We start from the raw sequence: 14,533 nt of genomic DNA on the forward strand, positions 1-14,533 counted from the left end.
CAAGCACCCCGCCCCATAAGCTCCTGACATGCGCATACGTCTCGTCGACGCCTTCACCGACCACCCCTTCACCGGCAATCCGGCGGGGGTGTTGCTCCTAGACGAGGAGGCCTTCCCGCCCGACTCGTGGATGCAGCACGTCGCGGCCGAGGTCGGCGCGTCGGAAACCTGCTTCGCCCACCGCCTGTCTGACGGCTCACACCATCGATCCACCCACCCCGCTGCGCTTCCACACCCGCAGCGGGATCCTGACCGCGGTCCCCCGCGACGACGGCGCGTACACCCTGGACTTCCCCGCCGCGCCGGCCGCTCCCATCCCCACCCCCGCCGGGGCGGCCGAGGCGATCGGCGCCGAGGTGGTCCAGGCTTACGAGTGCCGGGGATCCATCCGCGACATGCTTCTGGAAGTACGGGACGAAGCCACCGTCCGCGCGATCACCCCCGACCTCGCCGCGGTCGCCCGCCTCGCCCCGTACGGCCTCATCGTCACCGCCGCGGCCAAGGACCCCGCCGCCGGCCACGACTTCGTCTCCCGGCTCTTCGACCCGGCTCAGGGCATCGACGAGGACCCCGTCACCGGCAGCGCACACACCGCCCTCGCACCGCTGTGGTCTGCGCGGCTGGGGCGCGAGGAGCTGGTCGGGCTGCAGGCGTCGGCGCGGTCAGGGGTCGTACGGACCAGGCTGGCCGGCGACCGCGTGGAGCTGACGGGTCACGCGGTGACCGTGATCGACGGGGAGCTGCTCGCCCGTCCCTAGGCGGTCGGCAGCCAGCTCACCTTGCCGGCCAGCAGCGCGTAGCCGACGAAGGCGACGATGTCGATCAGCGCGTGTGCCGCTACCAGGGGGCCGACGCGGCCCCAGCGGCGGTAGAGGAGGACGAAGAGGACGCCCATGACCGCGTTGCCGATGAAGCCGCCGATGCCCTGGTAGAGGTGGTACGAGCCGCGCAGCAGCGAGCTCGCCGCCAGGGCGGCCATCGGGGTCCAGCCCAGCTGGTCGAGGCGGCGCAGCAGGTAGCCGACGACGATGACCTCCTCGACCACGGAGTTCTGCACCGCGGAGAGGATCAGCACCGGGATCTTCCACCACACGTCGGGCAGCGACTCGGGCACGACCGTCAGATTGGCGCCGGTCGCCCGCGCGCCCAGGTACAGCAGCAGCCCGCTGCCGCCGACCGCCGCCGCGATCGCCGCGCCCCAGCCCAGGTCGAAGCGCGGCCGGGTGAGGTCGAAGCCGACCGCCCGCAGGCCGCCGGCGCGCTCGCGGATCAGCAGGTACGCCACCAGCGCCACGGGCACCAGCGCGGTCGCGATGCCGAAGAGCTGCCAGGACAGATCAAGCCACGGCCGGCCGGGCGCGGCGGACGTGTTGAGGTTCGCCGCCTGGTCCTTCAGACCGCCGGGTTTAGTCACCGAGCCGATGAAACTGATGAGCGCCGAGAGCGCGCTGGCACCCAGCGACAACGCCAGCACCAACACCGTCTCGTAGCCGAACAGCCGCCGCTCACGAGGCTCCACCTGTGTCTCCGCTCCCGTCACTGCCTCAGCCTTCACATCTCGTCCACGATGCGGACGCCCGGTCGCAAGATTGCGGAAACCCCTCCTCATACGCACCACGCCACCGCTAGGGTCTCGAAAAGAGTTACGAGGAACATGGCTGGAAAGGGCCCGGGGGACGGATTGCATGGGACGTCACAGCATGCCTGACGAGTTCGACGAGTACGGCACCGGGGCGGTGCAGCGGCGCGGCGTCGGCGGCCGCACCATCGCGATCTCCACGGCACTCGTACTCGCGGTCACCGCGGGCACGGTGGTGGCCGCGCGCAGCGGCATGCTGCCGTTCTTCGGCGGCGGCTGCGACGGCGACAAGGTCCGTATCAACGTCGCCGCTTCCCCCGACCTCGCCCCGGTCGCGAAGCAGACCGCCGAGCGGGCCCGCGACGACAAGGTCAAGACCGCGGGCAAGTGCCTTGACGTGCGGGTGAAGTCGGAGGCCTCCAGCGATACGGCCGACGAGCTCAGCCGCGGCACCACCCCCGACGTGCAGGTGTGGCTGCCCGACTCCACCGTGTGGGTGGACACCGTCGGCGCCTCCCCGAAGGGCGTGCAGGTGGACGCAGTCGGCCAGGTGGCGTCCTCGCCGATCGCCCTGGCGGCGGTGCCGCAGGCGGCCAAGGCCATGGGCTACCCGCAGAAGACGTACTCCTGGAAGGACCTCGCCAAGACCGCCGGCGGCAGCAAGGAGCTGCGGGTGGGCAGCGCCGACCCGGCGCGCAGCGCGACGGGGCTGCTGGCGCTCACGTACATCACCAAGTCGACCGGCGGCACCAAGGGCGGCGGCACCCTCGCCTCCGGCACCGCGAAGCAGCTCTCCCAGCGCATCCAGCCGGGCGACGAGGAGGTCCTCGCCAGCCTCCCGCACGACTCCACCGCCGCCGAAGTCGGCAACCCCAAGCGCAATCAGGCGCTGATCCTCTCCGAACAGGCGGCCTACCACCACAACAAGAAGAAGGGCTCGGCCCCGGGCCTCAACCTCTTCTATCCCAAGGACGGCACCGCGTCGCTCGACTACCCGTACACGATCGTCGACGACGAGCACCAGACCACGGAGCAGAGCCGCGCCGCCAACCGCTTTCTCACCCTCATGGGCGACGCGCAGAGCCGCGAGTCCCTGCACGACCACGGCTTCCGCACTTCGGACAGCGCCGAGGACGAGCAGGTCGCCAAGACGGCTGGGGGCGCCGAGCCGCAGCCGATCGCCGAGGACCCGGCCAGCCCGCCGCCGTACCGCAACATCCGCCAGGTGCTGAACATGTGGACCATCACGGTCCAGAGCGCCCGCTTCACCACGGTCGTGGACGTGTCCGCCTCGATGACCGCGCCGGTCACGGGCCGCCCGGGCCAGACCCGGATGGACATCACGAAGGCCGCGCTGATCCAGGGGCTTTCGCAGTTCACCGGCGAGGACGAGGTCGGGATGTGGCGGTTCTCCACCCGCCTCGACGGCAGCAAGGACTACGAGGAAGTGGCACCCCCGCGCCGCCTCGCCGACGCCACCTCGGGCGGCAAGACCCAGCGCGACCGGCTGACCGCCGCCTACGGCGGCCTGGAGCCGGTCCCGAACGGCGCCACCGGGCTGCACGACACCGTGCTGGCCGCGTACAAGAAGGCGGTGGAGAGCTACGCGAGCGGCAAGTTCAACGCCGTCGTGCTGCTGACCGACGGCTCCAACGACGACCCGGGCTCCATCTCCGAGTCCGACCTGAAGGCCGAACTGAAGAAGGCCGTCGATCCGCAGCGCCCCGTGATCCCCATCATCATCGCCATCGGCCAGGAGGCGGACGGCGAGGCGTGCAAGCGCATCGCGCGCGCCGCGGGCGGCGGCTCGTACCAGGTGGACGACCCGGCGGACATCAACCAGGTCATCCTCAAGGCCGTCATGGACGCGGGCACGAAGATGAAGGAAGAAGAGTAAGTCCTACGCAGGCCAGCTGTGCACCGGCTCCTCGGTGCGCGTCAGCTCGCAGTAGCGGCGGGTCGTCTCCGCCAGCGCCGCCCAGCGGTCCAGGCCCCTGTCCAGCTCCCGGTGGTACGCCGCGGCCTGCCACGACGCGCCGTTGATCCGGCGGCGGCAGCGCTCCTCGATGACGCCGAGGTAGCGGTCCCGGTCGGCGGCGTCCACGCCCCACGCGTCGAGGCCCGCGGCCGCCATCGGCAGCAGCTCGTCCCGTACGAGCCGGACCACCGGCACCCGCGCCACCCCGCCGAGCCGCCGCCGGCTCGGCCACAGCAGCTCGGCGTCGATGCCGTCGCGGCAGGCCCGGTCGAAGTTGGCGGCGGCGTCGTCGAAGGCGAGCCGGCCCCAGACCGGGCGCTGCTCGTCGGCGAGGGTGCGGACGAGGCCGTAGTAGAAGGCGGCGTTGGCGATGACGTCGGTGACCGTGGGGCCGGCGGGCAGCACCCGGTTCTCGACGCGCAGGTGCGGGACTCCCCCGACGACGCCGTAGACGGGGCGGTTCCAGCGGTAGACGGTGCCGTTGTGCAGCACCAGCTCGTCCAGGTCGGGCACCCCGCCCTCGTCGATGACGCGCTGCGGGTCCTGCTCGCCGCAGATCGGCAGCAGCGCCGGGAAGTAGCGCAGATTCTCCTCGAAGAGGTCGTACGGGTCGGTGATCCACCGCTCCCCGAACCAGGTGCGCGGCCGCACCCCCTGCGCCCGCAGCTCGGGCGTGCGGGTGTCGGTGGCCTGCAGGAACAGCTCGGGCCGGGACTCCCGCAGCAGCTCCCGGCCGAACACGAACGGGGCGTTGGCGCCCAGCGCCACCTGCACGGCGACCGCGCACTGCGCGGCGTTCCACACGTCGGCGAAGCGGGCGGGGGTGACCTGCAGGTGCAGCTGCACCGAGGTGCAGGCGGCCTCCGGCGCTATCGATGATGAGGCGTACTCGAGCCGCTCGATGCCGTTGATGTCGAGGAATATCTCCTCGCCGCGGGCGCTCATGATCTGCTCGTTGAGCTGGATATAGCGATCCGCCCCGGTGAGGTTCGCATGGACCAGATCCTCGCCGGTCAGGGTGGGAAGAATGCCGGTCATGACGATACGGGCGGCCACTTCCTGGGCCTTGCGGTCGGCATATCCGAGGCCGGTCCGCAGTTCCTCCGCCAGCTGATCCAGAACGCGGCCGTGGAGCCGGTGCGGGGCGATATTGACTTCCAGGTTGAACTGTCCGAGCTCGGTCTGGAAATCGGGGCTCGCGATGCGCTCCAGCACCTCGGAGTTCAGCATCAGCGGCATCCCGTCGTCGCCCACGAGATTCAGTTCGATCTCCAGCCCCATGAGGTTCTGCGGACGGTCGAAACGCTTCTCCTCCAGCAGCCGCTCCAGCCCGTCCAGGCACTCCCGCAACCGCTGCCGGTAGCGCCGTCGCTCGGCGAGACCGAACCCGCCGGCCTCCACCTTCTCCCCCATGGGGTGTCCCTCCTCGCGTAGCGGTGGAGGGAATATGCCCAGACGAGCCGATCCATAACGCCGCCGCGAGCGTCGCGCGAGCACTATGCTGGCGGCAGCCGGTACGGCACATTCCACGGGGCACCCGGCGCTGGCAAATTCCCCTGGCATAGCGCGGCCGCGAGCGGAGTCGGATCTTCCTTGGTGACAATCACCGATTATTTTCGGCCGTCCGGCGCGCGATCAAAATGCCAGGCCACACGCCCGCCATCAGCGGTAATCGCTTAAACAGCCAGGCCGGACCGGCTCATTTCCGCCTTGCCGGTCGAACTCGCGGCGGCTAGACGAAACAACGCGTCAACAAACGTCGTATAAACTTCGCGAACGAGGCAGAGAGTTGGCCCCCTCCAGGGTGCGGACATCCCCTCTGGCCCCGCACGCTGACAGCGCCGTCCGCGCCCCCGCCCTGCCACGAGATCTGTCGAGTGAGAGGCGATCCGCCATGCCGCTGCTTGCAACCCCCGCTCCCGCGCCTGCCCTGCGCACCATCCTCGCGGCACTCGCATCCCCCACCGCCGTACGCGAAGCCACCCCCGCGCTGCGCAGCCACCAGGGACCCGTCACGCCTCAACACCCGCTGCCCCTGCACATCCTTGACACCTCGGGCGACGGCAGCCACCCGCCCGCCACCCGGCTCGGCGGCTGGCGCTTCCAGATCCACGGCGAGGACGGCATGATCGCCGCGGCGGAGGCGATGCTGACACCAGACGGCTGGGCGTTCTCACACTTTTTCGAGGGCCCGTACGTCACCTCCACCGAACGCGCCCTGCGGCAGGCGGAATCGCTGCCCGCCCCGCTGCAGCCCCGGCTGCTGTCGGTTCCGGGGCTCTATATGCTCACGCTCTGGCTGCACGCCGACACCACCGACGACGGCGCCTCGGGACGGCTCGATCCGGCGGATCTGCTGATTCCGCTTGCCCCCGCACCCTGCGGCTTTGCCGCCCACCGGCCGCACCGGGTGGCCGACTTCATGCCGCTGGTGTCCAACCGGCTGGTCCCGGCCGCGGCCGGGCTGCTGCGTACTTCCGTGTGAACGATACGAGGTAACTAGTCCGTATCGACTGCGTCCGCCCCCCGTCAGGACCGTCCATAGCAGGCAACCGCCCGCACGGGTGATGCGTCTCCAACTTCCGAGACGAGCTGCCGGAAAATCCCTGCGGATCGGCGCTCATAGGGCAACACTGGAGTCCGACCTGACCGGAACGGGGGGCGGCCACGATGTCATCGCGCCGCACGACAGACGAGACGCAGCGAAAGATCCTATCCATGTGCCAGCACAAGCCGAAGTGCCCATCCGCGGACTCTGCCGACCGGGAGGCCGCGCATCCCATCGCGCACCACCCCGAGCAGGGCTGGAGCCTGCTGTGCAACGGCGTTCTTCTCTTCGAGGACACCGGCGAACTGCTGCCCGACGGCTCCGTCATCGCGCCGCACCGGCCGCTCGGCGCCGGAAGTGTGATCACGGCGGCGTGAGCGGCCGGTGAACCGGCCGGTGCGGGACCTCAGTCCTCGTACTCGTCCAGCGGCGGGCAGGAGCAGACGAGGTTGCGGTCCCCGTAGGCACCGTCGATACGGCTGACCGGCGGCCAGTACTTGCCGTCGGCGGCCACGCCCGCCGGGAAGACCGCCTCCTCCCGGGTGTACGGGTGGTCCCACTTGCCCGCCAGCCGCCCCGCCGTGTGCGGGGCGTTCCGCAGCGGGTTGTCCGCCGCGTCCCACTCGCCGGAGCCGACCTTGTCGATCTCCGCACGGATCGCGATCATCGCCTCGCAGAAGCGGTCCAGCTCGTGCAGGTCCTCGCTCTCCGTCGGCTCGATCATCAGCGTCCCGGCCACCGGGAACGACATCGTCGGCGCGTGGAAGCCGTAGTCGATCAGCCGCTTGGCCACGTCGTCGATGGACACGCCGGTCGCCTTCGTCAGCGGCCGTACGTCGATGATGCACTCGTGCGCCACCAGGCCGCCGGGGCCCGTGTAGAGCACCGGGTAGTGGTGTTCGAGGCGCTTGGCGATGTAGTTGGCACCCAGCACCGCCACCTGCGAGGCGCGCCGCAGGCCCTGAGCGCCCATCAGCCGCACGTACGCCCAGGAGATGGGCAGGATGCCCGCGGAGCCCCAGGGAGCCGCTGAGATGGGGCCGACGCCGGTCTCAGGACCCGCGGAGGGCTGCATCGGGTGGTTCGGCAGGTATGGGGCGAGGTGCTCGCGGACGCCGATCGGGCCGACGCCGGGGCCGCCGCCGCCGTGCGGGATGCAGAAGGTCTTGTGCAGGTTCAGGTGCGAGACGTCGGAGCCGAACTTGCCCGGCTTGGCGAGGCCGACGAGGGCGTTGAGGTTCGCGCCGTCGACGTAGACCTGGCCGCCCGCGTCGTGCACGGCCGCGCAGACCTCGGTGATCTGCTCCTCGAACACGCCGTGCGTGGACGGGTAGGTGACCATGAGGACGGCGAGCTGGTCGCCGTGCTGCTCGATCTTGGCGTGCAGGTCCTCGACGTCCACGTCGCCGGACTCGGCGGTCTTCACCACGACGACCTTCATGCCCGCCATGACGGCGCTGGCGGCGTTGGTGCCGTGCGCCGAGGCGGGGATGAGGCAGATGTTGCGGCCGGTGTCGCCATTGGCGCGGTGGTACGCGCGGATGGCGAGCAGGCCCGCGAGCTCGCCCTGGGAGCCGGCGTTGGGCTGCAGGGAGACCTTGGCGTAGCCCGTGACCTCGGCGAGCTGGTCCTCGAGCTGGTGGATCAGGTCGAGGTAGCCGGCGGCCTGGTCGGCGGGGGCAAAGGGGTGCAGGGCGCCGAACTCGGGCCAGGTCACCGCCTCCATCTCGGTGGTGGCGTTGAGCTTCATCGTGCAGGAGCCGAGTGGGATCATGCCGCGGTCGAGCGCGTAGTCCTTGTCGGCGAGGCCGCGCAGGTAGCGCAGCATGGCCGTCTCGGAGCGGTGCGCGTGGAAGACCGGGTGGGTGAGGTATTCGCTCGTACGGACGAGGGCGCCCGGGAGCGCGTCGTCGGTGGCGGCGTCCAGCGCGTCCACGTCGCCCTCGACACCGAACGCGGCCCAGACGGCGGCGAGGTGCTCGCGGGTGGTGGTCTCGTCGCAGGTGATGCCGACGTGATCGGCGTCGGTGAGGCGGAGGTTGATGCCCGCCTTGCGGGCCTTGGCGACGACGTCCGCGGCGCGGCCGGGGGTCCTGGCCGTAACGGTGTCGAAGAAGGCGTCGCCGGTGAGCTCCACGCCGCCGGCGCGCAGGCCCGCCGCGAGGACCGCGGCGAGGCGGTGGGTGCGGCGGGCGATGGCGGCCAGGCCGTCGGGGCCGTGGTAGACCGCGTACATGCCCGCCATCACGGCGAGGAGCACCTGCGCGGTGCAGATGTTGCTGGTGGCCTTCTCGCGGCGGATGTGCTGCTCGCGGGTCTGCAGCGCGAGGCGGTACGCCTGCTGGCCGTCGGTGTCCTTGGACACGCCGACGAGCCGGCCGGGGAGGCTGCGGGCGAACTTGTCGCGCACCGACATGTATCCGGCGTGCGGCCCGCCGAAGCCCATCGGGACGCCGAAGCGCTGTGTGGTGCCGACCGCGATGTCGGCGCCCAGCTCGCCGGGGGCGGTGAGGAGCGTGAGCGCCAGGAGGTCGGCGGCGACGGTGACGACCGCGCCGAGCTCGTGCGCCTGGTCGATGACGGGCTTCAGGTCCCGTACGGCACCGGAAGCGCCCGGGTACTGCAGCAGCACGCCGAAGACGCCGCGCTCGGCGAACTCGGCCGGGATGCCCGCGCTCAGGTCGGCGACGACGACCTCGACGCCGGTCGGCTCGGCGCGGGTCGCTATGACGGCGACCGTCTGCGGAAGCGTTTCGGCGTCGACGAGGAAGACGCCGTCCTTGACCTTGCCGACCCGGCGGGAGAGCGCCATCGCCTCGGCGGCGGCGGTGCCTTCGTCCAGGAGGGAGGCGCCCGCGGTGGGCAGCCCGGTGAGGTCGGCGACGACGGTCTGGAAGTTCAGCAGGGCCTCCAGGCGGCCCTGGGAGATCTCCGGCTGGTACGGGGTGTACGCCGTGTACCAGGCCGGGTTCTCCATCACGTTGCGGAGGATGACCGGCGGGGTGTGGGTGCCGTGGTAGCCGAGGCCGATCATCGAGGTGAGGACCTCGTTCCGGTCGGCCAGCGTGCGCAGTTCGGCCAGCACCTCGGCCTCGGTGCGGGCGTCGGGGAGGGCGAGGTGCTCGGCGCCCTTGATCACCTCGGGCACGGCGGCGGCGGTGAGCTCGGCCAGCGATCCATAGCCGACCTGGGCGAGCATCTTCGCCTGGGCGGCGGCGTCAGGGCCGATGTGGCGCTGCTCGAAGGGCGTGCCGCGCTCGAGGTCGGCGAGTGGGGTGCGCTTGGCGGTCATCGTGTGAAGGCCTCCTGGTCGCGTGGACCTATGAGGGCACCATGGGCGGGTACCCGGACGGCCTCCCCCTCTGTCATCGCTACCTGAGAGCTTCGCCCCCGCGCCTAAACGGAGGCTTGCACCGTCGGTGAGGAAGGGCCTTTCGGCCCGCCCTGCTTTCCAGAGTGACCTCGTCCGTGCGGTACGGGTGCCTGAGAGATTCCGGGGAGGATTTGCTCCTTCGGCGCCTCGGGCCCTGGGGTGGGTCCGGGGGCTCTCCCGCGCGGGGTCAACAGCCATGGCCAGCGTATCAGCGCAGACCCGGTCGCTTCCCCCGAGTGGCCGGAGCGCGCATTCTGGCTTTTGGTAGTTCCAGGCGACCAGCTTCGATCGCGTTGGAGGGACCGAAGTGCAGACCGATATCGATCCGCGGAGCCTCATCGGCCGGAAGGCCTTCGACAGCCGTGGCGGCAAGATCGGCACAGTCGACGAGGTCTACCTCGACGACGCGACCGGGCGGCCGGAGTGGGCCGCCGTGCGGACAGGGCTCTTCCACCGGGACGTGTTCGTACCGCTGGAGCCGAGCGAGGTGGTCTCCGAGGCACTGCGGGTGCCATTCGAGCGCGACCTGATCAAGGACGCCCCGGACTTCGGCGTGGGCCGCCACCTCTCCCCCGAGCAGGAGCTGCAGCTCTACCACCACTACGGCCTCGCGCTGCCGACGGTGGACCCGCGGACGCGGGGCACGGACCGGAACTTCGGCAGCCTGGCGAACGGGGACGCGTAACAGCCCGTCCGGCGTTTGAGGACGAGCGCCGCAGGCGCGATATCCGCGCGCAGCGCGGACCAGGACGGCCGCGTGGCCAGAGTCCGCTATCCCACCAGCGGCAGCGGCTCCGACATCGTCAGCTCCGGGTCGTCCGCCGCGAAGGTGCGGATTCGCCCCGGCGCGCTGTCGGGGCGCTCGAAGCGCACCGTCACCCGGCCCACACCGCTGCCCTGGACCCAGCCGGGGCCGTACTCCGGGTGGTGCACGTCGAGGCCGGGAAGCCAGCGGCGTACGGGCTCGGGGGCCGGCTCCTCGGCGGCGGCCAGCTGCTCCGGCTCCTCCTCGGCGACCGGCTCCGGGTGCTCCTCGGCGAACTGGGCGAACAGGTCCTCCTGCGTGAAGTCGGCCAGCCCGCTCACCCCCACCCCGAGCAGCCGCACGCCCGCGGTGGTGTCCACGCCCTCAAGCAGCCGCTCCGCCGCCTCCTTGACCACCACAGGGTCGTCCGTGGGCCCCCTGAGCGTCTCCGAGCGGGTCAGGGTGGAGAAGTCATAGCGGCGGACCTTCAGCACGACCGTACGGCCCGAGCGCCCGGCCTTGCGCAGGCGCTCCACGCAGCGGTCCGCGAGCCTGGCCACCTCCAGCCGCACCCGCAGCCGGTCGGTCAGGTCCGTGTCGAAGGTGTCCTCCACCGAGACCGACTTCGCGTCCCGCTCCGCGACCACCGGGCGGTCGTCGCGGCCCAGCGACATCGCGTACACCCCGTGCCCATGCGCATTGCCCAGCAGCCGGACCAGCTCGTCCTCCCCGGCCTCGACGATGTGCTCCACCGTCGTGATCCCGGCCCGGCGCAGCGCGTCCGCGGTGGCCGGGCCGATGCCCGGGAGCGTACGGACCGACATCGGGCCCAGCAGCTCCCGCTCGGTGCCCGGCAGCACCATCACCAGGCCGTCCGGCTTCGCCATCTCGGAGGCGACCTTCGCGAGCATCTTCGACCCCGCCAGGCCCACCGAGCCGGTCAGGCCCGTCACCCGCCGGATGTCGGCGCGCAGCCGCTCCCCCACCTCGCGGGCGGTGCGGGCGTCCCAGGCGCTGCCGCCCGCCTCCAGGTCCACGAAGGCCTCGTCCGAGGACAGCGGCTCCACCAGCGGCGACAGCTCGCCGAGCAGCCCCATGACCTGCTTGCTCACCCGGTGGTACGCCGCGAAGCGGGGCACCAGATACGCGGCATTGGGCGCCAGCCGGCGGGCCTGCGCCATCGGCATCGCGGAGTGCACGCCGAACTTCCTGGCCTCGTACGACGCGGTGGAGACCACGCCGCGCCCGCCCAGGCCGCCGACCACCACCGGCTTGCCGCGCAGGCTGGGCTTCGCGGCCTGCTCCACGGCAGCAAAGAACGCGTCCATGTCCAGATGCAGGATCGTGGGTGCGGCCTTCACACTCCGTAATGCTGCCTTACGCCACTGACAATCGGGGTCGCGAGCAGGCGATCAGCCCGCCGTGCGCCGCCGCCTGGCCAGCTCGTCGGAGGGATTGTCGCCCAGCAGCGTCTCGCCGGTGTCCACCCGCTCGGCGTGCAGCTCCTTCAGCGCCGCCCCGACGTCGCGGGTCACCGCGCCGACCGAGATGCCGAAGATGCCCTGCCCGGCCTGCAGCAGCTCCACCACCTCATCGGGCGAGGCGCACTCGTAGACGGTGGCGCCGTCGCAGATGAGGGTCATCTGCTTCAGCCGCTCCGCGTCGCCGGCCCGCAGCTGCGCGACGGCGGTGCGGATGGACTGCAGCGAGACGCCGGTGTCCAGCAGCCGCTTTACGATCTTGAGCACCACGATGTCGCGGGCGCCGTAGAGCCGCTGGGTGCCGGAGCCGTACGCGGGCCGCACGCTGGGCTCCACGAGCCCCGTACGCGCCCAGTAGTCGAGCTGCCGGTAGGTGATGCCCGCGGCCGCGCAGGCCGTCGGCCCGCGGTAGCCCACGGTCTCCCGGGACGCGCGCTGAGGCTGTGCCCCCGCGGTCGCGTCCGGTGAGGGCCCCTGCCCGGGGCGAATGGGTAGCGGAACGGGACCGCCCGCCCCCGCCGCCATCTCGTCGCCGGTGATTGCCACGCCGACCTCCGCTCCCTGACCTGCCTACATGACGGTAGGCAGTCACTCGGGGTGCGTCAACGAACGCCACACTCGGCACGCCGAGTGATAATCACCCTACGAGTGGTTTCGCTCAGGCGCGCGCCGGGCACTACTGCTGGTTCGTCCCGAAGTCCTCGGGGGAGATCTGGTCGAGGAACTCGCGGAACTTCTCCACCTCGTCCTCCTGCTCGTCCGGGATGGCGATCCCCGCGTCGTCCAGCACGCCGTCACTGCCGTAGATGGGCGTGCCGGTGCGCAGGGCGAGCGCTATGGCGTCCGAGGGGCGCGCGCTGACCTCGGCGCCACCGGAGAAGACGAGCTCGGCGTAGAACACGCCCTCTCTCAGGTCGGTGATGCGCACTTCCGTAAGGCGCTGTCCGACCGCGTCGAGGACGTCCTTGAACAGGTCGTGGGTGAGTGGGCGTGCGGGGGTCATGCCCTGCTGGGCGAAGGCGATCGCGGTCGCCTCCCCGGGGCCGATCCAGATGGGGAGGTAGCGGTCGCCTCCCACTTCACGCAGGAGCACGATCGGCTGGTTCGAGGGCATTTCGACCCGGACACCCACAACGTCGAGCTCGTTCACACAGCAACCCTAGGCCGTGCCCGGCCGGTTTGGGTAGTCGGGCCGGTATCCGGGGCGGTTTCCCGCGGGTACGCCGTCGGTCCCGAGCGCCGCCCGGACCAGCGCCTCGTGCAGCCGGGAGGCCAGCGATACCAGCTCGTGCGCGGTGTTCTCGGCGCGGGCGCGGGTGCGCGGATTGCGGTGCACCTTGAGGGGGGCGACGACCGCCTCGATCAGTCCCGCCTCGCGGTCCGCCGCCGCCTTGACGCCACGCAGGTGACGCGGCTCGAAGCCGAAGCGGCCCAGGTCGGACAGGAGCCGCGCGACGAGGGCGGCGGCCGGGGCGTAGCGGCCGCCGGCGTCCGGCGTGATCAGCCCGTACGACTCCCAGTCCGCCAGCTCGTCGGGGCTGACCTCGGAGGCCTCCAGGAGGCCGGCGCGGTCGAGCGTGACCGGGCCGTCGGGATCCGCGTCCGCCGGGAGGCCCGCGGGCAGCTCCTCCGCGTACGGGACGGCAGGGCCCGGCAGCCGGGGGGCCTCGCCGCGGTCCTGGGCGTCCAGCTGCTCGCGGATGACCTTCAGCGGCAGGTACTGGTCGCGCTGCATGCGCAGCACCTGCGCCAGCCGGTCCACGTCGGCGCGGGTGAACTTGCGGTAGCCGCTCGGCGTGCGCTGCGGCTCCACCAGCCCCTCCGCCTCCAGGAAACGGATCTTGGAGATGGTGACCTCGGGGAACTCCTCGCGCAGCTCCGCGAGGACCGCCCCGATGGACATCATGTCAGCAGCGGTGTTGCGCATCGCGATTCCTGTGCCGCCCGCCCCTTCGAAGGTCACCCCATCCGGCTGGCGTAGAAGACCAGCCGGAACTTGCCGATCTGGACCTCGTCACCGTTGGCGAGCACTGCTGAATCGATCCGCTCGCGGTTGACGTAGGTGCCGTTGAGGCTGCCGACGTCGGCCACGGAGAAGCCGCCGTCCTGGCCCCGGGTGAACTCGACATGGCGGCGGGAGACCGTCACGTCGTCCAGGAAGATGTCGCTCTGCGGGTGGCGGCCCGCGGTGGTCAGATCGCCGTCCAGCAGGAAGCGGGCGCCGGAGTTCGGCCCCCGGCGCACGACCAGGAGCGCGGAGCCCAGGGGCAGCGCGTCGACCGCGGCCTGCGCCTCCGGGGAGAGCGGCGGCGTGCCCTGCTGCTGGGAGGCGACCTCGGCCTCGTAGGCCTCGATGCCGGAGATGGAGATCGTGGACGTGGTCTCCGAGGGTCGCTCGGGTGCACCCTTGAGCGGGGCACCGCAGTTGGAGCAGAACCTGCTCGCCTCGGCGTTCGTGTGCCCGCACCTGGAGCAAACCGGCAAGGCCATGGACTCAGCCTCCTGCTGCGGCTGTGCCGCAGCCCCGTTGGTCGCATACGGACCGGAGGCAAACCCTCCACCCGTACTTGAGGTTGATGGTTCCTCGAAACCTATGCGGCCCGACCCCGCAGGGTCAACAGAAGACGCGCCCTGACCACCCGAAATGTCGTTCGCCCCGGAACCGACCTGGTCCCGGAAGAGCGGACGCTCACCGGACTCGTCCGGAGCGCCCTGCGCGGCGCGGTGCCGTCCCGCGCCCTGCGCGTTCTGGCCCCTTCCGAACAACTTCGAAAAAAAACTCACGGGCGATTCCCCTTGACCGAAACAGACCCGCCCGTGGGGCAGGGA

Annotated in this window: 12 protein-coding genes, 1 pseudogene and 1 riboswitch; of the genes and pseudogenes, 5 read left to right on the plus strand and 8 right to left on the minus strand. The window is 71.2% G+C overall.

Annotated elements, in window-relative coordinates:
* The first annotated feature begins 28 nt into the window (after positions 1–28).
* A pseudogene (locus ACNNMR_RS03785) lies at positions 29–758 on the plus strand (PhzF family phenazine biosynthesis protein).
* Here the strand turns inward: ACNNMR_RS03785 and ACNNMR_RS03790 are convergent.
* Entirely contained in the window at positions 755–1,519 is a 765-nt protein-coding gene (locus tag ACNNMR_RS03790; RefSeq protein WP_419993061.1) for a CPBP family intramembrane glutamic endopeptidase, read from the minus strand. The pseudogene ACNNMR_RS03785 and the gene ACNNMR_RS03790 sit on opposite strands and share 4 nt — an antisense overlap.
* A 181-nt stretch (positions 1,520–1,700) precedes the next feature.
* Here ACNNMR_RS03790 and ACNNMR_RS03795 point away from each other — a divergent pair, with 181 nt between their 5' ends.
* Positions 1,701–3,476 carry a substrate-binding and VWA domain-containing protein gene (locus tag ACNNMR_RS03795; protein ID WP_419993062.1) on the plus strand — a complete coding sequence of 592 codons (1,776 nt, stop codon included), beginning with the start codon at positions 1,701–1,703 and terminating at the stop codon, positions 3,474–3,476.
* A gap of 3 nt (positions 3,477–3,479) precedes the next feature.
* On the opposite strand, the gene ACNNMR_RS03800 is transcribed toward ACNNMR_RS03795, so the two are convergent.
* The gene (locus tag ACNNMR_RS03800) at positions 3,480–4,970 is read right to left on the minus strand and encodes a glutamate--cysteine ligase (RefSeq protein WP_419993063.1); all 1,491 of its coding nucleotides are present in this window, start codon (positions 4,968–4,970) and stop codon (positions 3,480–3,482) included.
* A 481-nt stretch (positions 4,971–5,451) separates the two neighbouring features.
* On the opposite strand from ACNNMR_RS03800, the gene ACNNMR_RS03805 reads away from it, so the two are divergent.
* Together ACNNMR_RS03805 and ACNNMR_RS03810 are read left to right on the plus strand one after the other, a co-directional pair.
* Entirely contained in the window at positions 5,452–6,042 is a 591-nt protein-coding gene (locus tag ACNNMR_RS03805) for a hypothetical protein (protein ID WP_419993064.1), read from the plus strand.
* A 233-nt stretch (positions 6,043–6,275) separates the two neighbouring features.
* Positions 6,276–6,482, plus strand: a complete 207-nt coding sequence (locus tag ACNNMR_RS03810; protein ID WP_419993065.1) for a DUF5999 family protein — start codon at positions 6,276–6,278, stop codon at positions 6,480–6,482.
* Positions 6,483–6,511: 29 nt separating this feature from the next.
* Here ACNNMR_RS03810 and gcvP read toward each other — a convergent pair whose 3' ends face one another.
* Positions 6,512–9,397, minus strand: coding sequence for an aminomethyl-transferring glycine dehydrogenase (gcvP, locus tag ACNNMR_RS03815; protein WP_419993066.1), 2,886 nt, complete (start codon positions 9,395–9,397; stop codon positions 6,512–6,514).
* A gap of 169 nt (positions 9,398–9,566) precedes the next feature.
* A riboswitch (glycine riboswitch) is annotated at positions 9,567–9,668 on the minus strand.
* A gap of 117 nt (positions 9,669–9,785) precedes the next feature.
* Here gcvP and ACNNMR_RS03820 point away from each other — a divergent pair.
* Complete coding sequence (locus ACNNMR_RS03820) at positions 9,786–10,163, plus strand: PRC-barrel domain-containing protein (RefSeq protein ID WP_419993067.1); 378 nt, start codon at positions 9,786–9,788, stop codon at positions 10,161–10,163.
* Positions 10,164–10,249: 86 nt separating this feature from the next.
* Here the strand turns inward: ACNNMR_RS03820 and ACNNMR_RS03825 are convergent, their stop codons facing one another.
* The 5 genes from ACNNMR_RS03825 to ACNNMR_RS03845 form a co-directional block, all read right to left on the minus strand.
* Positions 10,250–11,584: a DNA polymerase IV gene (locus tag ACNNMR_RS03825; RefSeq protein ID WP_419993068.1), complete on the minus strand. Its 1,335-nt coding sequence runs from the start codon at positions 11,582–11,584 to the stop codon at positions 10,250–10,252.
* Positions 11,585–11,635: 51 nt separating this feature from the next.
* Positions 11,636–12,250, minus strand: coding sequence for a MerR family transcriptional regulator (locus ACNNMR_RS03830; protein WP_419993069.1), 615 nt, complete (start codon positions 12,248–12,250; stop codon positions 11,636–11,638).
* Positions 12,251–12,380: 130 nt separating this feature from the next.
* Complete coding sequence (locus ACNNMR_RS03835; protein WP_165231228.1) at positions 12,381–12,854, minus strand: bifunctional nuclease domain-containing protein; 474 nt, start codon at positions 12,852–12,854, stop codon at positions 12,381–12,383.
* A 9-nt stretch (positions 12,855–12,863) separates the two neighbouring features.
* On the minus strand, positions 12,864–13,631 hold the full coding sequence (locus ACNNMR_RS03840; RefSeq protein WP_419993070.1) for a MerR family transcriptional regulator: 768 nt from the start codon (positions 13,629–13,631) through the stop codon (positions 12,864–12,866).
* Between the two features lie 32 nt (positions 13,632–13,663).
* Positions 13,664–14,530: an FHA domain-containing protein gene (locus ACNNMR_RS03845; RefSeq protein ID WP_420000252.1), complete on the minus strand. Its 867-nt coding sequence runs from the start codon at positions 14,528–14,530 to the stop codon at positions 13,664–13,666.
* Positions 14,531–14,533 lie beyond the last annotated feature (3 nt).

It is taken from the genome of Streptomyces boninensis, from assembly GCF_048572725.1.
Lineage (GTDB): Bacteria > Actinomycetota > Actinomycetes > Streptomycetales > Streptomycetaceae > Streptomyces > Streptomyces boninensis.